This is a genomic window from Lysinibacillus sp. Bpr_S20 (assembly GCF_023337835.1).
Lineage (GTDB): Bacteria > Bacillota > Bacilli > Bacillales_A > Planococcaceae > Lysinibacillus.
The window spans coordinates 268,589-289,286 of record NZ_JALNLQ010000004.1; the positions used below are offsets into that span (position 1 = coordinate 268,589).

A 20,698-nucleotide genomic window follows, 5' to 3' on the forward strand; every position below is an offset into this window, starting at 1 on the left:
CATTACTAATCTACAAGACCAACTACACAGACCATTAAGAGATTTAAGGATATCAGTAACAGACCGTTGTAATTTTCGTTGTCAATATTGCATGCCTGCAGAAGTATTTGGTCCAGATTATGCTTTTTTACCGTCAGATAAAATATTGAGTTTTGAAGAGATCGAACGATTAGTAAAAATTTTCGTTTCATTAGGTGTGAAAAAAGTACGTATTACGGGTGGTGAGCCTTTACTACGTCGTGATTTGCCGAGGTTAATTGAACGTATACATCGCATAGATGGAGTAGAAGATATTGCCTTAACGACCAATGGCACATTGTTGAAAAAATATGCCGATGAACTGGCGAGATCAGGTTTATCACGAGTAGCTGTTAGCTTAGATTCCCTAAATGAGGAACGTTTTTTTGAGATGAATGGCCATCGAGGAAAAGTGAAAACGGTATTAGAAGGTATAGAAAAAGCGGCAGAAGCGGGTTTACAAGTGAAGATCAATATGGTCGTTCAAAAAGGAAAAAATGAGCAAGATATCACGTCGATGGCAGCGTATTTTAAAGAGAAACAGCATATTCTTCGCTTTATTGAATATATGGATGTCGGGAATTCGAATGGTTGGCAGCTAGATGAAGTTGTGTCAAAGAAAGAAATCATTGACCAGGTCCACCAATTTTCCCCGTTGTATCCTGTTGACCCTAATTATAAAGGGGAAGTGGCTACACGTTATCAATATGAGGATGCTCAAGGCGAAATTGGCGTGATCTCATCTGTCACAGATTCGTTCTGCTCCACTTGTTCGCGTGCCCGTATTTCGGCAGAAGGAACATTATATACGTGTTTATTTGCAACCGAGGGAACGAATCTGAGAGATTTGTTAAGGGCTGGAGAAGATGATGAAACCATCACTCAACACATTTCGAAAGTTTGGGAAAATCGAAAAGATCGTTATTCCGATGAACGAAATGAACAGACAATGGAAAAAAGGAAAAACTCAAAAATTGAAATGTCACATATCGGTGGTTAGACGAAAAAGAGTGGTATTCGTTAATGTTGTTAGTAAAAGACAGAAAAAATCGGCAAAAATTGCCGAATTTTTTCTGTTTATTTATGCATAAAGTTACCGCTTTTTCCGCCTGTTTTTTGAACTAGGTATGTTTCTTTAATCACCATAGACTTGTCGACAGCTTTACACATGTCATAAAAAGTTAGTGCAGCAATGGATACAGCAGTTAATGCTTCCATTTCGACACCTGTTTTACCACTACATTTCACTGTAGCTTGAATGTGTAGCTCGTAACCAACCTCTGCTTTTGTATAATCAAATTGAAGATCTGTTCCTTGTAACATAATCGGATGGCACATTGGGATAATATCAGCAGTTTTTTTAGCACCAATAATCCCAGCAATTTGTGCCACTTGCGTTGGGTCGCCTTTTTTTATGCCTCCCTGTTGGATAGCTTGATAGACTTCATCGGATAACGCGATTGTACTTCGAGCGATCGCTGTACGGTTTGTGATTGTTTTTTCTGAAATGTCGACCATTTTGGGACGACCTTCTTCATTCCAGTGTGTAAAATTACTCATTATTAGTAGACTTCCTTTCAAATGTTTGTAGCCAATCTTGTTGGGAATTGATATTGATAAATGTTGAGCTGTCTTCTTCAAATGGGACATAACATACTTGAAGTTGCTCTAACAAGACTTTCATACTTCGCTTGTTTTGTTGCACTAATTCATGTGCTTTTGGTAAAGCACTGCGTCGATATAAAGCAGCAAGAGGTTGCAATCTTGAAGCTTGTGTAGGAACAATAGCCTCATATCGATCATCGATAAATGAGAGCATCGTTTGGACAAATTCTGCATTAATAAAAGGCATATCACTTGCTATAACGAAAAACCATTCTACTTCCGGGAAATTTGTCATGATATTATGCAAGGCAAACAGAGGTCCTTGATGAGGCTGTTGTTCAATGATCCATTGAACATTTTCTTCTACAAACTTTGGTTGCAAGCTAGCATTCGTAGCAATAATTAAAGGCTGCAGTTGATTTTTTTGTAAGGCTATGAGACTGTGCTTATATAAAGGCAGACCAGCAAATAACTCAAACATTTTTGGTTGACCATACCGAGAAGATTGACCACCAGCTAAGACAACACCAGCCGTTTTCATAGGCGGTTCAACTCACCGACAAAATGTTGCACAGTAGGAACAATTAGTTTTGTCATCGCAAGAGTCACGGCATTAGTGGAACCTGGCAGAACATAGATAGCCGTTTTAGCACGACTACCTGCTGTTGCACGACTAAACATAGCTTTTGGGCCGATTTCTTCATAGCTAAGTGTTCGAAATAATTCACCAAATCCCATCATTTCTTTTTCGAAAAGAGGGAGAATCGTATCGTACGTTTGGTCTCTCGGTGTAAATCCAGTTCCTCCTGTTACGATAATGGCATTAATAGTATGATCATCGCACCATTTTTTTACATGGTTTGAGATTTCAAGCGGTTCATCTTTTGACATTTGGTAGTCTGCTATTTCAAATGAAGCTTCTTGAAGTAAGGATTGAATACGCTGACCACCACGATCATTCGCCTTCGTGCGTGTGTCACTCACTGTTAAAATGGCAGCTCTTATAGGAAGTTGACTATGTGTAGGATGCAAGATATAAAAGACCTCCTTTTATAGAGTTGATGAAAAAACATTGCTTTTATTATAAAGCTATAAATTAAAAGGTCAAACTAAATTTCATAGAAAGAAAGGCGAAAGCGGTTATGCATAATAGATATTCTAGACAACAATTATTCAGCCCAATCGGAGAAAACGGGCAGCAACTACTTAAACAAAAGCATGTCTTGATGATAGGAGTTGGTGCTTTAGGCAGTGCGAGCGCAGAGGCTCTTGTAAGGGCAGGCGTCGGAAAGTTGACGATTATTGATCGTGATTATGTAGAATGGAGTAATTTACAAAGACAACAACTATATACCGAACAAGATGCATTAGAAAAAATCCCTAAAGTAATCGCTGCAAAAAAGCGACTACAAAGCATCAACTCTGAGGTAGAAATCAATGAATATATTCTGGATGCGTGTACAGAGCAAATAATTCCATTGCTTGTAGATGTAGATATAATGGTGGATGCAACGGATAACTTTGATATTCGCTTTATGATGAACGATCTTGCACAAAAATATCAAATTCCTTGGGTTTACGGTTCTTGTATAGGCAGTTATGGTGCTACTTATACAATTGTGCCACGTAAAACACCTTGTTTACATTGTTTGCTAGCAGTGATGCCCAATACAGGGATGACATGCGATACAGTAGGAATTATAAATCCAACTGTTCAAATCGTAGCAGCTTACCAAGTAGCTGAAGTATTAAAGTTTTTAGTAGGTGATGAAGAAGCATTACGTAAAACTTATTTAACTTTTGATGTTTGGCAAAATCAACACTATGAAATAAACGTAGAAAAAATTCGCAAATCTGATTGCCCATCTTGTGGGGAAAATCCAACCTATCCATATTTGTCATATGAAAACCAAACAAAATTAAATGTATTATGTGGTCGCGATGCTATTCAAATACGTCCACCTAAACCGATTCATTATCATTTGGATCAGCTCGCCGTACAACTTCGTCCCTATGGTGATATTCAACAAAATCCCTATTTACTATCTTGCCAAGCCGAAGATTATCGACTAGTGATATTCCAAGATGGACGAGTTGTTATTCACGGTATACAAGATATACAAAAAGCGAAAACCATTTATTATCGTTTATTAGGCTAAAGGAGTGTAACGTAAATGTTAGAAAAAAGAAAACCAATTGCTGTTGGGGAAGCTGTTCAACGTGTCATGGAGTTTGCATTCCAAGAAAAAATTGAGGTCGTTCCACTACAGCAAGCACATGGCCGTTTTTTAGCAGAAGATGTGGCTGCAGATCAAGATGTACCAGCTTTTGATCGATCACCTTATGATGGTTATGCTATTCGCTCGGTCGATAGTCAAGAGGCTAGTTCAGAAAATCCAGTAACCTTTAAAGTAGTGGGGGAAATTGGCGCGGGCTATGTATTTGAGGGAAAAGTAGGGGATTGCGAAGCGGTGCGCATTATGACAGGAGCGCCTATCCCAAACGGATGTGATGCAGTCGTTATGTTAGAATTAACGCACACATTTGAAGAAGACCATCAACGGTATATGTCGATTAAACGCTCTTATGAAGCAGGAACCAATATTTCCTATAAGGGAGAGGATGTTCAAAAGGGCGCCATTCTTATTGAAAAAGGACAGTACATCAATCCTGGTGTTGTCGCATTGCTTGCTACTTTTGGTTATGGTCAAGTCCCTGTTTTTCGAAAACCAATCGTAGGCGTTATTGCAACAGGTAGTGAATTATTGGAACCAAGTGATCCTTTGCAACCAGGGAAAATTCGTAACAGTAATGCATATATGATGATGGCTCAAATTGAACGTGCTGGGGCAACCGTCAAATATTTTGGTAAGTTTAGTGATGATCTAAAATTATGTATTGAAGCTGTTGAAAACGCTCTTCAGGAAGTAGATATATTGATTACAACAGGTGGAGTATCAGTAGGTGATTACGATTATTTACCTGCCATCTATGAAGCTATTGACGCACAAGTACTTTTCAATAAAGTAGCGATGCGACCAGGTAGTGTAACAACTGTGGCGGCTCGAAACGGTCAATTATTATTTGGCCTTTCAGGTAATCCGTCAGCTTGTTATGTTGGCTTTGAACTATTTACACGGCCTATTATTCGCACAGCCTTTGGGAATAAGCAACCACATCTACGTAGGGAGCAGGCTATTTTAGGTGCGGACTTTAAAAAGCCGAATCCATTTACCCGTTTTGTGCGTGCGAGTTCTTCGTTCGACAACGGTCAATTAGTTGCAGTTCCCTCTGGTTTTGATAAATCTAGTGCGGTATCTTCCTTAGCAGAAGCCAATTCTTTTATTGTATTACCAGGAGGATCACGCGGATACGAAAAAGGGATGCAAGTAGTTGTCTTATTGTTAGAAGATTTACAGGGAAGTGAGTGGCCATGGGACAGCATCGAAAAATCTTACAAATCGTAGGCTATCAAAATAGTGGTAAAACAACGTTAATGGAGCAACTCATTATACAAGCTACTACAGAAGGTTTTCGTGTAGGTACAATTAAGCATCATGGACATGGCGGAATTCCGATGGTAGAAAGTTCAAAAGACAGCGTTCGTCATGAGAAGGCTGGCGCGAGTGTAACAGCAGTTGAGGGAGAGGGTACTTTGCGGATGAGTATTCACCAAAATGACTGGCAACTTGCTGATATTCTAGCTATTTATGAAACATTAAGTATGGATATTATTTTCATTGAAGGCTATAAAAATGAAGATTATCCGAAGGTTGTTCTTTTGCGACAGGAGGAAGATGAATCTTTGCTACAAAAAGTAAGCAATATCGTCTGTGTTCTTTATTGGCCGACCTATCCACTAAAAAAACCGTTAAAATATCCGACGTTTTCAATTCAAGAAGAAACACAATATATGGAAGTTCTTATGCAAGAAATGAGGAGAAAATTATGACTACATCGTTGTTTGAAATCGTTGATAAACCAATAGATGTTGAAAAAGTAAGACAAAAAGTAACTGATCGAAATGCTGGTGCCATCACTGTTTTCATCGGGACAGTACGTGAAATGACGAAAGGAAAGAAAACACTTCATTTGGAATATCAAGCTTATCCATCTATGGCTGTTAAAATGTTTGAACAAATATCTAAAGAAATACAAGAGAAATGGTCAGAAGCGAAAGTAGCCATTACACATCGTGTTGGTCATTTAGACATTTCGGATATTGCCGTTGTCATTGCGGTTTCATCACCACACCGAAAAATAGCCTATGAAGCAAATGAATATGCGATTGACCGTATTAAACAAATTGTACCGATTTGGAAAAAAGAGTATTGGGAAGATGGGACCGAATGGATTGGTGATCAATTAGAAAATGTCCCTTATCCAAAAGGAAATCCATCAATTTAGGGAGGAGGAATCTTGTGATTAATATATTATTGTTTGCTCACTTACAAGAAATCATCGGTGAGTCAAAATTATGTGTAGACCAGTCAGACCGAACAATTGGACAAATTAAAGAATGGATGGAAATTCAATATCCACAAGTTAATTTACAACATGTTATGACAGCAGTGAATGAGGAATTTGCAACAGATACAACGGTTGTAAAACAAGGGGATACAATCGCGTTTATTCCACCTATTAGTGGAGGGTAAAAAGAAAAGATGTAGTTGGTACAGTTTAATTTGAACCGACTACATCTTTTATTATATTTATCCTAGTTAGTAGGGAAGAGTACTTTATGCTTTCGTGTGATGAACGCACAACAGCATAAGAAAGGAAATACCTATCATACAAATCACCCATGACCAAGCGAGTGACATGTTACCCGAACCAATCGCCATGTAAATAGCAAGTGGGGTAGTTTGCGTTTTACCTGGGAGGTTTCCAGCAAACATTAAGGTTGCACCAAATTCACCTAAAGCTCGTGTGAAACTTAAAATTCCACCAGAGACAATAGATTTTAATGCAAGAGGGATAGAAATAAAGAAGAAGACTTGCCATTCGTTAGCACCATCAACACGTGCAGCGTTTTCGATGTCCTTATCAACAGATTCGAAGCCAGTCTTTGCTGATTGATACATTAAAGGAAATGCAACAACCGTAGAAGCAATGACCGCCGCCCACCATGTGAACATAACTGGTTGGTTAAAAAGCCATGTTATCAAGTTACCTAGCACACTGTTTTTGCCAAAAATAATAATTAGAAGAAATCCTACTACAGTAGGGGGTAATACTAATGGTAAAAGTAACACTGTTTCTAGAAATATTTTTCCTTTGAAATTGCGTTTTGCCATCCATTTAGCAAAGACAATACCTGCTACTATCACAATTATTCCTGACACAAGTGCTATCTCGATAGAAAGCTTAAGCGGTGACCAGAAATCCGTACTCATCTATTGTTGGGTTCCTTGAAAGCCGTATTTCTTAAATACTTTCATCGCTTGATCACTTTGTAAATAGCGATAAAAATCGCCCGCTTCTTTTATATGCTTACTATCTTTGATAACACCTACAGGATAAATAATAGGTGTATGAGTATCTTCATTGGCTGTAGCAACGATATCGACTTTTTCTGATACAAGGGCATCGGTTTTATAAACCAAACCTGCATCAACATTTTCAGTTTCCGTATAAGTAAGAACTTGTCGTACGTCTTTTGTATACACTACTTTTGATTCTATATTTCCCCAAAGTTTCATGTTTTTCAATGTTTCTATACCGTATTTGCCAGCAGGAACTGTTTCAGGTGTACCAACGGCAATGGTATCAATTTTCGTTAAGTCTTCAAATGATTGAATATGTTTTTCATTTTTCTTAGGAACGATTAATACTAATTCGTTCGCTAAAAGGTCTGTTCCTTGTTTTTTGTCGATTAAATCTTCTCGAACTAATTCATCAAATTTGTCTTCTGCTGCTGAAAAGAAAAGATCCACAGGAGCACCTTTTAAAATTTGTTGCTGTAAAGCACCAGAGCCACCAAAGTTAAATGTGATTTTAATATGATCGTGTTCATTTTCATAGGCTTTTTGAAGCTCTTCTAATGAATCTTGCAAACTAGCTGCTGCGGAAATTGTTAATTCAACGGGTTTGTTTGTATTGTTGTTGCTTCCTTGGCTACCACAACTCGCTAAAATGCCGATCAGTAGTAACAATGAAGCTATTAAACTATAATACTTTTTCACTTTGATTATACTCCCTTTTATAACTCGTTATAACAAGACATGATTAATTATAATTAGTTATATCTAAAAAAGGAATACCAAATCACTAGAAACTTTCAAGATGTAAAAAATATGGTTCATCACCTAAAGTTGTAGAGGAATTTTGTTAAACGTATACTATGTAAATAAGTTGATTGGAGTGGAGGCTGGGCGACTCCTTGGGGATTAGCGATAGGGGAACGAAGGCTAAGAACATCACATCCTGTGATAACGCCTTCGTGACCAACCTCGTGTTGGCCCGAGACCCTGGAGAGAGCAAGTAGGGGAACGAAGGCTAGGAGCATCACATTCTGTGATAACGCCTTCGTGACCAACCTCGGTGCTGCTGCCGCTCCGTTAGCACTACGCTTTCGCGCAAAAAACATCTGTTGGCCCAAGCGGCTCAACGGACGCCCCAGGAAAGCGCCCAGTCGGAACGGAGATCAACCACACGTTTTGGTGATGGTCCAAAAATATTATAATTAAGTTACTATAGTATCAATAGAAGCAGAAGGGGAGATTTTTTACATGTCACATGAACATTCCTATACGATTGAAGAGGTGGCTCAACTATTAAAGGTTTCAAAATTAACGATCTACGATTTAGTGAAAAAGGGAGACTTACCTATTTTTCGTGTAGGCCGACAAATGCGTGTCGATAGAACTGATTTACAATTATATATACAAAAGAGCAAGACAGGAGTTACTCCTGCTTCATCTACTGCCATGACTACTCCTTCGACAAAAACTAAAAAAGTTATTATAAGCGGACAAGATTTAGCCTTAGACTTATTAGGAAAATATATAGAGAAAAAACAATCAAATAAAGTATTGCGCTCTCATGAAGGTAGCTTTAATGGTGTTATGGCGCTGTATAATGGGGAATGTGATATTGCAAGTTTACATTTGTACGATGGTGATACAGGGGATTATAATACACCTTATTTAAAAAAGATTTTTGTCAGTCACTCTTATATTCTGCTCAATCTAGTTTCTCGCCGAGCAGGCTTTTATGTTCAAAAAGGAAATCCATTGCAAATTCAATCAATGGAGGATTTTAAGACTAAATCATTAAAATTGATGAACCGTGAAAAAGGTTCGGGTGCCCGTACTTTTCTAGATGAACAATTACGTATGCATCACATATCTCCATCCTCAATAGAAGGGTATAACGAAGAGGAAATGAGTCATATTGATGTAGCCTCTGCTGTCGCAAATGGCCATGCAGACATAGGAATAGGTATTGAAAAAATATCAAAACTCATAGAGGTTGACTTTATACCACTTATTAAAGAACGCTATGATATTGTCCTATTAAAAACACCTGAAAACCATCTGCTGATTGAATCGGTAAAAGAAATTTTAAATTCACCAGAATTCCAATCAGAAATAGACGCACTAGGAGATTATGATGTCACTAAAATGGGGCAAGTTATCTATGAGACACTTTAACTTCTTTCAGCAGAAGTCTTTTGTACAGAGAGCGCATGGTTTTAGTTTGTTCAACTAACGAGTTACATTGATCTAAAAAGGCTTACATATACTTAGTTGATGAACTTATTTTAGTAACAAAATAGGTAAGTGAGAGACTAATATTAAGAAAGTCTGTATTTACACTAGACAAATACGATTTTTTCTTATATAGTAAAGATAATAAAATCGTTTTCAAGAGAACAATAAATTCACATATTACAAAGAGTAATCGTGTTTTGTTTGATGCTTTTTGTAATATGTGAATTTTTTCTTTTGAAGAAAAATGATTTTACGTAAATTTAATTAATGGAGGTCATGCAAAATGGCACAAGGTACAGTAAAATGGTTTAACTCAGAAAAAGGTTTTGGATTCATCGAAGTAGAAGGTGGAAATGACGTATTCGCTCACTTCTCAGCTATCCAAGGTGAAGGTTTCAAAACACTTGAAGAAGGTCAAAAAGTAGAATTCTCAGTAGAAGAAGGCCAACGTGGACCTCAAGCTACAAACATCGTAAAACTTTAATTTTAATGATGTAACCATAAAAAGGCATCCTTTCATTAGGATGCCTTTTTCTTATGCAAAAAATGAAGTGTTGTAATGAAAAAAATGATTGGTTAATAAGTTAAAATTTGGAACCTAATACAATTTCAATCGTATACAGAGTAGGAAGCATAAACTTTGAAGAATGGGGGGATTTATATGAGCGGGAAAAATTTGATAATTATGATAGTGGCATTTATTGTAGAAGTTTTAATTACGTATTTTATTGCTTCATTTTTCTCCGTAAGATTTATCGAGGTAATGTTTTTCACTGGTATAGTTTTTGCTGGGGGCACTTTTTACTTTTCAAGTAGTGGGGGAGCTATGTCTAGATTATTTGCATCTCAAGCTAGTGGGCAAACAGGCATAATTATGAAAAGAGAACGGTTCACTTATCAAATAGGTCCGATATTTATTACTTCACTAATATTCTTTTTAATTGGGTTAGTATTCTTTCTCCTACTTATTTGGGGAGTAATTCCACCTGATCAAGCTTAAATAATGGGAGATCACCAATTTTTGTTTACCCCAAACACCTTTATAAAATTGCTGTAGACAAAGTTAATATATAACTTTGTCTACAGACACTATCGTAAATTACTCGCTGAGCATTGCTTTTAATGTTCGTTTTTGCCAGCCTAGCTTGAAGTATGCGTATTGTAATACAAAATGTACACAGAAGGCAGTAGGGTAAGCAATCCAAACGCCGTTTAGCTCGAATGAAGTGTAGTGCGATAAAACAAACGCCAATGGTACCTCGACTACCCAAATTGCGATGACTAGGAAAATTGTAGGCCATAAGACAACGCCTGTAGCTCGCATTGTAGCTGAAACGGTTTGTGTATGGCCAAAAATTAAATAGCTCCAAAACGCGATATATAAATAATCCTTGGCGATCAATACTGTATCCTGTTTATCAATAAAGAAAGACAGAATAGGTTCCGCAAATAAATACATTATTAAAATAATCGCGCCACCTAAAATATAGTTAACGAGCACACCTAATTGACGAATTTTTTTAATCATATCTGTAGAATTAGCCCCTAAAGCTTGTGCTACAAATACAGATGTCGCAATAGCAATACTCATTGCTGGCACCTGTGCATAGCTAGCGACTTGATTGACAACACCATATGCGGCAGTGGCATCGGAGCCGTAAACATTCACGAAGCCTATTACAGCAATTTCTGCTACAGAAATCGCAACCATACTAATACTTGCTGGAATGGCTAACTTTAATAGTGAAGATAAAATATCCTTCTTCAATTTAAAATGCTGTAAAATCGATTTGTCTAAGCGCAAAATATGCTTTGTTTTATGCAAGTAGGCAAATAATAATAACATTGTTACCAGATTGGACAAAACAGAGGCATAAGCAGCGCCGTTTAAGCCAAACTCAGGCAGACCAAGCCAGCCAAAAACTAATGGTGGGAGGAATGCGATATTTAGAATAACACTTATAACTAAAAATAGAAATGGTGTTTTAGAGTCACCGACACCACGCATAAAGGTTGTGTACACCAAATACCAAAACATAATTGGTAGAGTGAAGAATAAAATTTGAGCATAGCTAATACTCATATCTAAAATGTTAGCAGGTGTTTGCATAAAACGTAAAATCCACTCAATGAAAAAGCCACCAAAAATTGCGACAACAATTGATAAAATCGTCGTAAAGGCTAGGGTTACCCCAACAACCTCCTTCATCTTCTCATGATTGCCAGCTCCATATGTTTGCCCTACTAAAATCGAGCTACCTGAGCCAATCCCAATAGCAAATGCCATTAAAAAGAAGAAGAATGGAAAGAATGCAGAGATTGCCGCTAGCGCATCAACCCCTAAATTGCGCCCAACTATAAACATGCCAAAGACTTGCCCTAGTGACTGCAGCACATTCGCGAGCATTACCGGGATTAAAAAGTTAAAAAAAGCTTTTTGCAGTTTCTTATCATCATGTAAAATTTGTTGGTCCATTTTTATCCCCTCTTGGGTTTTAATAACCCATTTCCTTTAAAAGATGTGATAGCGTACTCAAGCGTTCGCCGATTAGTTCACTATCCGCACTTAAAGCTTGACTAAAGAGCTGAATATCCTCTTTAATTTGTTCATTTTCCGTACATACTTCCACTGTCATTGCATCCCCTTGTAAGCCAACACGTTTAATAACAGGGTTTTCTTCATCATATAAATGATCGTAGCGATAAGCTTCCTTAAAATGAAGCTGAGATTCACATACTAAAATAGCGAGGTCAAGCACGCGATGAAGTGGTAATTCCTCCGATTGACGTGACCATTTACCTCCTGTATGACGCCACACTTTAGCCGAAATATCAACCTTGCCTCTGTCATTCCATTGAGCTAAGCCTAGTGACAGCCCTTGGGCATCTGTATGATAAGCGGTACGCCCGTCAATATTGGCATAATTTTCAGCAACAATTACAGGTTTATGCTTTAAATGTGTAGGAATTTTCATTAATTGCATCCTCCTTTGTTAATTTAATTTTTAGTAATTTAGTAAATTACTGCATTAGTAAATATAGCATTGGACAAATTTGGATGTCAATCTTTGTGTGGAAAATTTTCCATCGCATGAATCTCATCAACAAACTGGATAGCTACTACAATTTATAGAGAGTAGACCAATTCGATTAAATTGGTTAAAATGGTAATCTATTTATATAATGGTAAAATAATAGGGAAATAACGAATGAAAGGGGGGAAGAGGGTGAGGATCCAATCTACAAATAATCATTACATAAATACGATAAAAAAAGATCAACTAAATAGACTATCTCCAGATTTATTTTTAGATAAAAATAAACAAAGCAAAGCAAAATATGAAATTAAAAAAGAAGATGGTTATATTCGTCATTATGTAACAAAATTGAATGGCGAAAGAGTAATGATTAAAGAAATCAAATTACCAAAGAGACAAGATACAGATCAAAGCACAGGCGAGATGCCCGATGTTTTGATAGATAACCTATTAAATCAATTTACCAAAACTTTAGATCATCAAACATCTGATGAATTACTAAAAACAGGATTGGCTGGTCAGAAAGCTAAAGAAAAATTAATGTTAGCTTATCGAAATTCAATCTAGGAACTTTAAGAAAAGGGTATTAGGTGATCATTTATGCAGTTTAAAAAGCGTTTAGGTTTGTATTTCTCAGCTTTGTTAGTCATATTACTTGTAGGAATTGTTGTGAAAAATGTATTGATAAAAGAAGAAACAGTTAATCCACTAGTAGAAAATGAAGATGGATCAAAACAGCTTGTTTTTGATGCGAAATTAACACGATTAGACGAATCATCAACAACATTTAAAGAATACAATGGAAAGGTTCTAATTGTTAACTTTTGGGCATCTTGGTGTGACCCATGCCAAGAAGAGGCTCCTGAATTAAGAGATTTTTATAATAATAAACCAGATAATGTTGAGTTGTTAGCGATCAATGCAACTTCTAAAGATAGTAGTGAAAATGCCAAGAAATTTCAAGAGTCATACAATTTGAATTTTCCTATATTTCTTGATTTAGATGGTACACTTCAAAAATCATTTGAAGTAATGGCTTATCCAACAACTTTTATATTTGATGCTAAAGGTAAATTATTGCACACGATAAAAGGATCGATAAATCAAAAAGAAATAAACAATTATATTGAAAAGCTCTACTAATATTTTACGATGAGAGCGCTTTTCTGTTATCGACGCTTTTTAGAAAAGAGGGGGATTTTTTATGTATCAGAGTTTAAATGATTTTTTTAAGTCTTGGGCGTTCGAAGTAAATTGTACAAAGAGGTTATTGAACAATCTAACTGATGAATCTCTTAAACAGGAAATAACATCTGATCATTGGACTTTAGGACGTATTGCGTGGCATACAGTTACTGCAATTCGCATCATTACTTCAAATACAAGTTTATCATTTGATGCTCCATCTAAAGATTATCCTGTTCCTACTTCAGCACAATTTATTGCAGATAGCTATACCCAAGCTAATCATGCGTTTGTGGAAGCGGTAAAAACAAATTGGACTGATCAAACCCTTCACGAGCCCATCAATTTTTTCGGTCAAGAAATGCGAATTGGTACACTGTTAATGTTTTTGATTCAACATCAGAATCACCATCGAGGGCAAATGACAGTTCTTATGCGACAGGCGGGATTAACTGTCCCAGGCATTTATGGTCCAGCTAAAGAGGAGTGGGCAAATTTCGGTATGGAAGCTCCAGAAATGTAAAACTAATTAAGGTGTATTTTAACTTCTCTCAGCGGGTGTCCAATCATTCGCTGAAAGAAGCTAAAGCCTCCTGACGCCCCCGAAGGGAAATCAACCGCACGCTATGATGAGGAGCAAAAAAGAGACTTCCCCTGACAACTTGGAAAGTCTCTTAAAACTTAATTATAGTTCTTCCTGGAAATAAATCTTATAGAATTTTCGATTTGTAGATTCATCATAGCCTACTTCAATTAGTTCATCCACTTGCTCGATATCCTGGACATTCACCTGAATTTCAATATTAGAATCAAGTTTAATTTTGCGTTTATATTTTTTCTCAGCCTTTTCAAGTGCGCTCTCAGAAATAACGGTTTCATAAGGTTTTACCGAATTGATAATAATATCTTTCTGTGTTGGCTCCGCATGTTCAAATACCGTATCAATATAATCATTTACTTGAAATTCATCTTCATTTCTAAAGTAATCAAGCGTTTTGTTTAAAAGCCCTAGTTTTTCAGTATTCGTAAAGTTCTCTTCTTTTAAAATATATTTTTTGCATTCTACTAACGCTAAATTCGTTTTGTAGTAATGTTCATCAGCGGCTCGTATTTTTAAAAATCGTTCTTGCCAGTAGATAATATCTTCTTTCCTTTTCGTTTTCATAAAGACAGCAGGAGCCTCATCCGTTCCCATATCTACGATAATGGCCATGTTATTGATTTTCTTTACATTAATCCCATCAATGCCATTGACAATCATTTTGTTGTGGTCGTTTTTTACATCTAAAAACATTTCTTTTTCATCAATTTTAACGATGGCGATTACTTTTTTAGCTTCTGTAGCTAGAAAACAATTGTCAAATAGTCCAATAAATAATTCGCCACTTTTAATGTTAGGATGTTGAGATACACTATGTAAGTGTTTTGCAATGTTGATTGATTGTTCAAGGAAACTAGTCTCTTGATCAAAAATTGCCCTCACATATGTGTACACCTCATTTAATCCAATATCTGTTTCATGAAAAAATTCGAATTGCTGTTCCAAATCGATTTTGCTAAACGCTAGCTGTGTAAAAGCTGCCTCTAGCATGACCTCTGGCTGTGATAATGATTCCTCACCTAACACGAGAGTATCATCAATAAAATGTATAATATATTGTGCTAACTTACTTTCACTTACTTCTAGCATGTTTTCCACCTTCTAAAATAGCATTGTAGCTAATATACCATAACATATCTAGAACTATATTTTAATGTATTTTATTACTAGTTCAAAATGAATAGTGATGACCAACAGAAATCTTTTGCACAACAATGGCGAAAGATTTTTTTGTTTACCGTAAAAAGGATTTTCACAGCCGATACAGCTTTATTCATGACAAGCGAAAATGTTAATGAAATAAGTTTAAAATGCTGTTGCATAGATAATGATGGAACTATATAAATCGTGAAGCTGTAATTCGCTTTATTAACAGCTTAAAAGGGTGATGAATATGTGGGGAAAAATCTTATCCTACATTCCAGAATGGAAAGTATTTATGCAAGGTTTTATTGTATTTTTCATTCCTTATATTATTTTCAAATTGTTTAATGGAATAGTATCTAAACAAAAGACGCATGAAGATGAAATGAAGGAAATAAACGATCAAACTAACCAAAAGGTTGAGCTCGAACATCAGAAGTCTTCCCAAGGGTCCTATGATCATTATACGGGTGATTTCAACTTAGATGTTGAACTTGTAAAGAATGAGATTGGCCATAACTGGGATGTGCATGTTAGGCAGTTTCACATAGGGAACACAGATATTCGAGCAGCCATTATTTTTCTTGATGGGCTGTCAGATAAAGAACTGATTGATAAACATATTTTGGCATCTTTAATGGGGAATGTTTTAAAGAAAGATGAGCAGGAGTCTATTTATGAAAAAGGAGTCTTTTTACAGACGTTTATTAAAAATGAAGTTCTTTCCGTTAGCGATATAACAGAAGAGTATGATGTAAAGCAATCGGTAGGCAAAATATTATTAGGGGCGACCGCCTTGATAATTGATGGAATACCCAATGTATTAATGCTCGGGACGGTCAAAGGGAAATCGCGCAATTTTGAAGAACCGGTCTCGGAAGCATTGGTTCGAGGTCCAAGATTAGGCTTTACAGAAACGTTAAGTGATAATACAGCTCTTTTGAGACAGCATGGTGAAAATAGTGATTTATCCATTATCAATTTCCAGGTAGGTAAACGGACAAAAAAAGAATTGGTTATCGCCTATATTCAAGAGATTGCAGATCCGAACTTGATCGAAGAGGTAAAGAAAAGAATTCAATCAATAAATATTGATGATGTTGCGGAATCGGGCTATGTAGAGCAATTAATAGAAGATAATTATCTCAGTCCTTTTACACAAGTTCAGAATACGGAACGCCCAGACCGTGTTTTTGCTGCCTTGATGGAAGGAAGAGTGGCAATTTTATTAGATGGGACACCTTTTGCATTAATCGTGCCAGTGACATTTAGTATGTTATTGCAATCACCAGAAGACTATTATGAACGATGGTTGCCAAGTACACTCATTCGACTATTACGTTATTTAGCTGCAGCTATTACGCTTTTTGCACCGTCCTTATATATATCGTTTGTCTCGTTTCATCAGGGGTTAATTCCAACTAAGCTAGCATTGTCAATGATGGGAACAAGGGAAGGTGTACCGTTTCCTGCAATCATAGAGGCACTAATTATGGAAGTAGCGATTGAAATTCTACGAGAAGCTGGGCTTCGTTTGCCTAAGCCTATTGGCCCTACAATGGGAATTGTCGGCGGGCTTGTTATTGGGGAAGCTGCTGTACAAGCAGGGATCGTTAGCCCCATTATGGTAATTGTTGTTGCGTTAACGGCTATTTCTTCCTTTGCTATTCCGCAATATAACGCGGGAATTTCATTGCGCATGCTTCGTTTCGTAGCAATGTTTTTTGCTGCTTTATTTGGTTTATATGGGGTTATCCTGTTTTTCTTACTTCTTTGTAGCCATTTAGTGAAATTGAAGAGTTTTGGCATCCCTTATGTTAGTCCGACGGTTCCTTATAGAGCGAGTGATTGGAAAGACTTTATGGTTCGTATGCCACTTATGATGATGAAACGTCGTCCGAAGATGTTGCATACAAAAGATTCTAGCCGTCAGGATTAGTCACTAGGAAAGGAAATTAACTGGCATGATGATGAATTCACAAGACAAAATTACGCCTTCACAAGCAGTTGTTATCCTCGTTAATTATATTTTGGCTACAGGAATACTTACCTTGCCGAGAACATCTGTTGAAAAGGTGAAAACACCGGATGTATGGATTAGTGTTTTTCTAGGGGGAATAATTGCGATAATTGCAAGCTTAATTATCGTGAAATTAAGCCAAAAGTTCCCTGAAAAAACCTTTTATCAGTATAGCCAAGATATTGTAGGGAAATGGGTAGGTTGCTTCTTGAGCTTGCTTATAATAGTCTATTTCTTTACAATTTCAGCATTTGAAGTCAGGATAATGGCAGAAGTAACCTCACTCTTTCTGCTCGAAGGAACACCAACTTGGGCTATCATTTTGCCCTTTATGTGGATAGGCCTCTATTTGATTAGTAGCGGAATCAACGGGATTGCTCGACTATTTGAAATAATTTTTCCTATCACATTTGTACTCTTTTTATTGGTGGCTTTTTTGAGCTTAGGAATATTTGAAATAGACAATTTACGTCCGGTATTAGGGTTGGGTGTTATGCCAGTATTAAAAGGAGTAAAGACAGCAACTCTCGCATTTTTAGGTCCTGAAATTATGCTACTGCTTGTTGCATTTATGAAGAAGTCAGAGAAAACGAAAGCAGTAAAAGTCGTTCTTGTCGGTTTAACGATTCCCTTAATTTTTTATGTCATCACTGTTGTAATGGTAATAGGCGCTTTAAGTGTTAAGGGAGTTGTCACGAGAACATGGCCTACATTAGAACTTATGCGAAGTTTTGAAATTCCGGGGCTAATCTTTGAACGATTTGAGTCTTTTTTGCTCGTGATATGGATCATGCAAATATTCGCCACCTTTACTATTACCTATTTTGCCGCTGCATTAGGGTTAGCTCAACTCTTTAAAAAGAACATACAACCTTTTATATTCGGGTTGCTACCGCTTATTTACATTATTTCTATGACGCCTAAAAATATCAATGACCTCTTTAAGTTCGGCAATATGATTGGCAATACTGCATTATTTTTATTTGGTGTTCTCCCCATAATCTTACTTATTATTTTGAGGTTAAAGGGTGGGAAAACATGAAATTAAACTATATGAAAGGACGATTTAAACTAAGTTTGCTGTTATCTTTTATACTTCTACTTCTTACAGGGTGTTGGAGCAGTAAAGAAATTGAAGATTTGGGTCTTATTGTAGGTACCTCGTTAGATTTAGAAACAGATACTAATTCTAGGGAGGAATCGGAGGAACAAGAAGCTAGGAACTCTAACAAAGAGCTGATTACGATTACGAATCAATTCGTTACCTCGGAGACAACTGGTTCCGGTCCAAAAGAAGGTAAAAAACAACAAGCTTATAAAAACGTTTCAGAAACCGGTGATGCGGTTCTTCCTACTTTACGTAATATGATACTAAAAAACGACAAACGTGCCTTTGCAGAACATTCAAAGGTTATTGTCATAGGAGAGGATTTTGCAAGTACATTCAATTTAAAGCAAACAATGGATTTTTTTCTAAGGGAACTAGAAATGAGACCAAGTGCGCTTCTGCTAATCGCTAAAAATCATGCAAGTAATATTCTTGAATCGAACGAACCATCTAAAATTCCTGCCTTTCAACTAGTTGAGATGATGAAAGGACATAAAAAAACTACTAAGATAATACCACCGATGACATTTGCAAAATTAGAGGGAAAATTATATTCAGAAGCCAGTTTTTTGTTGCAGAGTGTAGTTTCAGAGAACGATGAAATAAAGTTTGTCGGTGCAGCTGTGATAGAAGGGAAGACAAAAAAACTAAGAGGTTTTCTTACGGGAAAAGAATTAGAGGGTATAACGTGGATAACTGGAAAGGGCAAAGGAGGTTTAGTAACAAGTTTTTATGAAGAGACAGATCAGCCGATTATATATGAAATAATTTCAACGAAAAGTAAAATTATACCGCATGTTGATGGAGACAATATCTCATTTAATGTGAAAATCGAATCTGAAGGGCGGATTGCTGAGCATTGGGTTCTTTCAGAGAAAACATTTGACAATAAGTTTTTGAAAAAAGCAGAAAAGGCTACTGAAAAAGAGGTAGAACGTTTGGTAAAGAATGTTTTAGATAAGATACAACATGAATATCAAACGGACGTATCAGGATTTGGGACAAGATTGAGAATAGAGTATCCTAAAGTATGGGAAAAGGTAAAGAAAGATTGGGATCAAATATTTAGCGGGGTACCGATTCAGTGTGAGGTCAACATAACGATTAAAGATTACGGGACTTCAGGGGAATAAAACGTATATGCTGTTTTAAAGTCTCAGGATACGCTTGACGCAAATATAAAAAAGAATCTGCGTACATAAAGTATGCAGATTCTTTTTATGTTGTTTACTGTGCAATTGATTTTGCTTTATCGATAACTTCTTGTGGAATGTCGATTGTTTTTAGGTGATTGAAATCAGTGTATGTCACAACTGATTTTGTTTTCATTGATAGTTCTTGATCTTCAACTTTCATTTTTAGATCGAAATTCATATCCATTTTATTAGTATCGAATGTCTTTTTATCGATTTGTAGAATGTAATGAATTTTATCGATTGTTAATTTATCAAGTGGATTTTCTTCAAGACCCATATCTTTCATTGATTTGTTAATTTCAGAATCGATCAGTTCTTTAAATTTATCGCCCTTAGCGTCTAAAGTTAAGACATATGAATCATCTGTTTGTTCGAATTTGAAATCACCGATAAAGTCTTTAAGCTGTTCTAATTGTGCCTTAGCGTCTGCAGATGATGCTGTTTGTTCGATCATTGCATCAAATTGGTCGTCGGGTAGTTTAAACCAGCTTTTAGATGCTTCATCTTTCATGAAAAAGCCTTGATCCTTCTTCATGTACATATCAATCGGCATTTCTGTATTTTTGCCTTCATCAGCCATATCTGGCATTGTCATTGTGCCTGATAAGTGCATAGCAATTGGATCGGTAACTACATCCATATCCATTTTCGAATCGATGCTAAACTCCATAGATTGTTCACCTGATCCAACCTTGGATTCTTGAGTCATCTCCATTTTTGCACTTGCGCTTTTAACGTCGGCTTGGCGTTCTACCGCTTTTTCATACACTTGTTCTAAAGTGAGTTTACTTGTTTTAGTTGTGTCTTTCGTTGGTGTAGCGCTACTATTACAAGCAGCTAGTGTAAGTGCTAGTGCGCCAACACTTAAAACTTTAAAAAATTTGTTCATACGTTCAGCTCCTATTCTTGGTAAAAACAATATCTACTAGTATACATTACAATAATAGTAAAAGTTTCGTTATTTAAAAAACAGTGCTAATTCAATGTTAAAATAATAGTAAATACCTAACGTATACCTATATTTATAAGTCTTCTTACTCATGATTAATCTCAAGAAAATTGGTTCATC

Annotated in this window: 24 protein-coding genes; 15 read left to right on the forward strand and 9 right to left on the reverse strand. The window is 36.4% G+C overall.

What is annotated here, in order from left to right; translation table 11 throughout:
- Position 1: 1 nt before the first annotated feature.
- Positions 2 to 1,018 carry a GTP 3',8-cyclase MoaA gene (gene moaA / locus MWJ95_RS12295; protein ID WP_249106056.1) on the forward strand — a complete coding sequence of 339 codons (1,017 nt, stop codon included), beginning with the start codon at positions 2 to 4 and terminating at the stop codon, positions 1,016 to 1,018.
- 77 nt (positions 1,019 to 1,095) lie between these two features.
- Here the strand turns inward: moaA and moaC are convergent, their stop codons facing one another.
- The 3 genes from moaC to MWJ95_RS12310 are packed head-to-tail and all read right to left on the reverse strand — an operon-like array spanning position 1,096 to position 2,655.
- Complete coding sequence (gene moaC / locus MWJ95_RS12300) at positions 1,096 to 1,578, reverse strand: cyclic pyranopterin monophosphate synthase MoaC (protein WP_249072805.1); 483 nt, start codon at positions 1,576 to 1,578, stop codon at positions 1,096 to 1,098.
- Positions 1,571 to 2,164, reverse strand: a complete 594-nt coding sequence (mobA, locus tag MWJ95_RS12305; RefSeq protein WP_249072804.1) for a molybdenum cofactor guanylyltransferase — start codon at positions 2,162 to 2,164, stop codon at positions 1,571 to 1,573. Before mobA ends, moaC begins: the two co-directional genes overlap by 8 nt.
- Positions 2,161 to 2,655, reverse strand: a complete 495-nt coding sequence (locus MWJ95_RS12310; RefSeq protein ID WP_249072803.1) for a MogA/MoaB family molybdenum cofactor biosynthesis protein — start codon at positions 2,653 to 2,655, stop codon at positions 2,161 to 2,163. Before MWJ95_RS12310 ends, mobA begins: the two co-directional genes overlap by 4 nt.
- 110 nt (positions 2,656 to 2,765) lie before the next feature.
- Here MWJ95_RS12310 and MWJ95_RS12315 point away from each other — a divergent pair, with 110 nt between their 5' ends.
- Genes MWJ95_RS12315 through moaD form a run of 5 tightly spaced genes read left to right on the forward strand, consistent with a single transcriptional unit; the run spans position 2,766 to position 6,278 of the window.
- Positions 2,766 to 3,782: a thiazole biosynthesis adenylyltransferase ThiF gene (locus MWJ95_RS12315; RefSeq protein WP_249072802.1), complete on the forward strand. Its 1,017-nt coding sequence runs from the start codon at positions 2,766 to 2,768 to the stop codon at positions 3,780 to 3,782.
- Between the two features lie 15 nt (positions 3,783 to 3,797).
- A complete protein-coding gene (locus tag MWJ95_RS12320) occupies positions 3,798 to 5,090 on the forward strand; it encodes a molybdopterin molybdotransferase MoeA (RefSeq protein ID WP_249105793.1) in 1,293 nt (430 codons plus the stop codon).
- Positions 5,057 to 5,575: a molybdopterin-guanine dinucleotide biosynthesis protein B gene (mobB, locus tag MWJ95_RS12325; RefSeq protein ID WP_249072800.1), complete on the forward strand. Its 519-nt coding sequence runs from the start codon at positions 5,057 to 5,059 to the stop codon at positions 5,573 to 5,575. The genes MWJ95_RS12320 and mobB overlap by 34 nt, the downstream gene beginning before the upstream one ends.
- Complete coding sequence (locus tag MWJ95_RS12330; RefSeq protein WP_249072799.1) at positions 5,572 to 6,030, forward strand: molybdenum cofactor biosynthesis protein MoaE; 459 nt, start codon at positions 5,572 to 5,574, stop codon at positions 6,028 to 6,030. The genes mobB and MWJ95_RS12330 overlap by 4 nt, the downstream gene beginning before the upstream one ends.
- A 14-nt stretch (positions 6,031 to 6,044) precedes the next feature.
- Positions 6,045 to 6,278 carry a molybdopterin converting factor subunit 1 gene (moaD, locus tag MWJ95_RS12335; protein ID WP_249072798.1) on the forward strand — a complete coding sequence of 78 codons (234 nt, stop codon included), beginning with the start codon at positions 6,045 to 6,047 and terminating at the stop codon, positions 6,276 to 6,278.
- Positions 6,279 to 6,362: 84 nt separating this feature from the next.
- Here the strand turns inward: moaD and modB are convergent, their stop codons facing one another.
- Together modB and modA are read right to left on the reverse strand one after the other, a co-directional pair.
- Positions 6,363 to 7,019 carry a molybdate ABC transporter permease subunit gene (gene modB / locus MWJ95_RS12340; protein WP_249072797.1) on the reverse strand — a complete coding sequence of 219 codons (657 nt, stop codon included), beginning with the start codon at positions 7,017 to 7,019 and terminating at the stop codon, positions 6,363 to 6,365.
- Positions 7,020 to 7,808 (reverse strand): molybdate ABC transporter substrate-binding protein, encoded by a 789-nt coding sequence (modA, locus tag MWJ95_RS12345; protein ID WP_249072796.1) that lies wholly within the window; start codon positions 7,806 to 7,808, stop codon positions 7,020 to 7,022. It lies immediately after the preceding gene.
- 546 nt (positions 7,809 to 8,354) lie between these two features.
- Here modA and MWJ95_RS12350 point away from each other — a divergent pair.
- The 3 genes from MWJ95_RS12350 (at position 8,355) to MWJ95_RS12360 (ending at position 10,338) form a co-directional block, all read left to right on the forward strand.
- A complete protein-coding gene (locus MWJ95_RS12350) occupies positions 8,355 to 9,278 on the forward strand; it encodes a helix-turn-helix transcriptional regulator (protein WP_249105795.1) in 924 nt (307 codons plus the stop codon).
- A 343-nt stretch (positions 9,279 to 9,621) separates the two neighbouring features.
- Positions 9,622 to 9,822: a cold-shock protein gene (locus MWJ95_RS12355; protein WP_248716720.1), complete on the forward strand. Its 201-nt coding sequence runs from the start codon at positions 9,622 to 9,624 to the stop codon at positions 9,820 to 9,822.
- Positions 9,823 to 9,999: 177 nt separating this feature from the next.
- Positions 10,000 to 10,338 (forward strand): hypothetical protein, encoded by a 339-nt coding sequence (locus MWJ95_RS12360; RefSeq protein ID WP_249105797.1) that lies wholly within the window; start codon positions 10,000 to 10,002, stop codon positions 10,336 to 10,338.
- A 99-nt stretch (positions 10,339 to 10,437) separates the two neighbouring features.
- Here the strand turns inward: MWJ95_RS12360 and MWJ95_RS12365 are convergent, their stop codons facing one another.
- Positions 10,438 to 11,814, reverse strand: a complete 1,377-nt coding sequence (locus tag MWJ95_RS12365) for an MATE family efflux transporter (protein WP_249105799.1) — start codon at positions 11,812 to 11,814, stop codon at positions 10,438 to 10,440.
- 19 nt (positions 11,815 to 11,833) lie between these two features.
- Positions 11,834 to 12,313, reverse strand: a complete 480-nt coding sequence (locus MWJ95_RS12370) for a DUF6530 family protein (protein ID WP_249105802.1) — start codon at positions 12,311 to 12,313, stop codon at positions 11,834 to 11,836.
- Positions 12,314 to 12,565: 252 nt separating this feature from the next.
- Between MWJ95_RS12370 and MWJ95_RS12375 the strand changes: the two genes are divergently transcribed.
- The 3 genes from MWJ95_RS12375 to MWJ95_RS12385 all read left to right on the forward strand — a co-directional run bounded on the left by MWJ95_RS12375 (position 12,566) and on the right by MWJ95_RS12385 (position 14,084).
- A complete protein-coding gene (locus tag MWJ95_RS12375; protein ID WP_249072791.1) occupies positions 12,566 to 12,943 on the forward strand; it encodes a hypothetical protein in 378 nt (125 codons plus the stop codon).
- A 33-nt stretch (positions 12,944 to 12,976) separates the two neighbouring features.
- A complete protein-coding gene (locus tag MWJ95_RS12380; protein ID WP_249072790.1) occupies positions 12,977 to 13,519 on the forward strand; it encodes a TlpA family protein disulfide reductase in 543 nt (180 codons plus the stop codon).
- A gap of 61 nt (positions 13,520 to 13,580) precedes the next feature.
- Positions 13,581 to 14,084 carry a DinB family protein gene (locus MWJ95_RS12385; protein ID WP_249072789.1) on the forward strand — a complete coding sequence of 168 codons (504 nt, stop codon included), beginning with the start codon at positions 13,581 to 13,583 and terminating at the stop codon, positions 14,082 to 14,084.
- A gap of 162 nt (positions 14,085 to 14,246) precedes the next feature.
- On the opposite strand, the gene MWJ95_RS12390 is transcribed toward MWJ95_RS12385, so the two are convergent.
- Positions 14,247 to 15,251: a nucleoid-associated protein gene (locus MWJ95_RS12390; protein ID WP_249105803.1), complete on the reverse strand. Its 1,005-nt coding sequence runs from the start codon at positions 15,249 to 15,251 to the stop codon at positions 14,247 to 14,249.
- Positions 15,252 to 15,690: 439 nt separating this feature from the next.
- Between MWJ95_RS12390 and MWJ95_RS12395 the strand changes: the two genes are divergently transcribed.
- From MWJ95_RS12395 to MWJ95_RS12405, 3 genes are read left to right on the forward strand one after another with little or no spacing between them, the layout of a single operon-like run.
- Complete coding sequence (locus tag MWJ95_RS12395) at positions 15,691 to 17,244, forward strand: spore germination protein (protein ID WP_481817353.1); 1,554 nt, start codon at positions 15,691 to 15,693, stop codon at positions 17,242 to 17,244.
- A gap of 25 nt (positions 17,245 to 17,269) precedes the next feature.
- Complete coding sequence (locus MWJ95_RS12400) at positions 17,270 to 18,367, forward strand: spore germination protein (protein ID WP_249105806.1); 1,098 nt, start codon at positions 17,270 to 17,272, stop codon at positions 18,365 to 18,367.
- Positions 18,364 to 19,566 (forward strand): Ger(x)C family spore germination protein, encoded by a 1,203-nt coding sequence (locus tag MWJ95_RS12405; RefSeq protein WP_249105808.1) that lies wholly within the window; start codon positions 18,364 to 18,366, stop codon positions 19,564 to 19,566. The genes MWJ95_RS12400 and MWJ95_RS12405 overlap by 4 nt, the downstream gene beginning before the upstream one ends.
- Positions 19,567 to 19,660: 94 nt before the next feature.
- Here the strand turns inward: MWJ95_RS12405 and MWJ95_RS12410 are convergent, their stop codons facing one another.
- Entirely contained in the window at positions 19,661 to 20,518 is an 858-nt protein-coding gene (locus MWJ95_RS12410) for a DUF6612 family protein (protein WP_249072784.1), read from the reverse strand.
- Positions 20,519 to 20,698 lie beyond the last annotated feature (180 nt).

Bases quoted from the DNA above. Each gene is read 5' to 3' on its own strand.
- moaC (WP_249072805.1), bottom strand. From the start codon at position 1,578: ATGAGTAATTTTACACACTGGAATGAAGAAGGTCGTCCCAAAATGGTC.
- MWJ95_RS12350 (WP_249105795.1), top strand. From the start codon at position 8,355: ATGTCACATGAACATTCCTATACGATTGAAGAGGTGGCTCAACTATTA.
- MWJ95_RS12400 (WP_249105806.1), top strand. From the start codon at position 17,270: ATGATGATGAATTCACAAGACAAAATTACGCCTTCACAAGCAGTTGTT.
- MWJ95_RS12395 (WP_481817353.1), top strand. From the start codon at position 15,691: ATGAAGGAAATAAACGATCAAACTAACCAAAAGGTTGAGCTCGAACAT.
- MWJ95_RS12380 (WP_249072790.1), top strand. From the start codon at position 12,977: ATGCAGTTTAAAAAGCGTTTAGGTTTGTATTTCTCAGCTTTGTTAGTC.
- MWJ95_RS12355 (WP_248716720.1), top strand. From the start codon at position 9,622: ATGGCACAAGGTACAGTAAAATGGTTTAACTCAGAAAAAGGTTTTGGA.
- MWJ95_RS12390 (WP_249105803.1), bottom strand. From the start codon at position 15,251: ATGCTAGAAGTAAGTGAAAGTAAGTTAGCACAATATATTATACATTTT.
- MWJ95_RS12360 (WP_249105797.1), top strand. From the start codon at position 10,000: ATGAGCGGGAAAAATTTGATAATTATGATAGTGGCATTTATTGTAGAA.
- MWJ95_RS12405 (WP_249105808.1), top strand. From the start codon at position 18,364: ATGAAATTAAACTATATGAAAGGACGATTTAAACTAAGTTTGCTGTTA.
- MWJ95_RS12410 (WP_249072784.1), bottom strand. From the start codon at position 20,518: ATGAACAAATTTTTTAAAGTTTTAAGTGTTGGCGCACTAGCACTTACA.
- mobB (WP_249072800.1), top strand. From the start codon at position 5,057: ATGGGACAGCATCGAAAAATCTTACAAATCGTAGGCTATCAAAATAGT.
- MWJ95_RS12385 (WP_249072789.1), top strand. From the start codon at position 13,581: ATGTATCAGAGTTTAAATGATTTTTTTAAGTCTTGGGCGTTCGAAGTA.
- mobA (WP_249072804.1), bottom strand. From the start codon at position 2,164: ATGAAAACGGCTGGTGTTGTCTTAGCTGGTGGTCAATCTTCTCGGTAT.
- MWJ95_RS12365 (WP_249105799.1), bottom strand. From the start codon at position 11,814: ATGGACCAACAAATTTTACATGATGATAAGAAACTGCAAAAAGCTTTT.
- modB (WP_249072797.1), bottom strand. From the start codon at position 7,019: ATGAGTACGGATTTCTGGTCACCGCTTAAGCTTTCTATCGAGATAGCA.
- MWJ95_RS12315 (WP_249072802.1), top strand. From the start codon at position 2,766: ATGCATAATAGATATTCTAGACAACAATTATTCAGCCCAATCGGAGAA.
- MWJ95_RS12330 (WP_249072799.1), top strand. From the start codon at position 5,572: ATGACTACATCGTTGTTTGAAATCGTTGATAAACCAATAGATGTTGAA.
- MWJ95_RS12370 (WP_249105802.1), bottom strand. From the start codon at position 12,313: ATGAAAATTCCTACACATTTAAAGCATAAACCTGTAATTGTTGCTGAA.
- MWJ95_RS12320 (WP_249105793.1), top strand. From the start codon at position 3,798: ATGTTAGAAAAAAGAAAACCAATTGCTGTTGGGGAAGCTGTTCAACGT.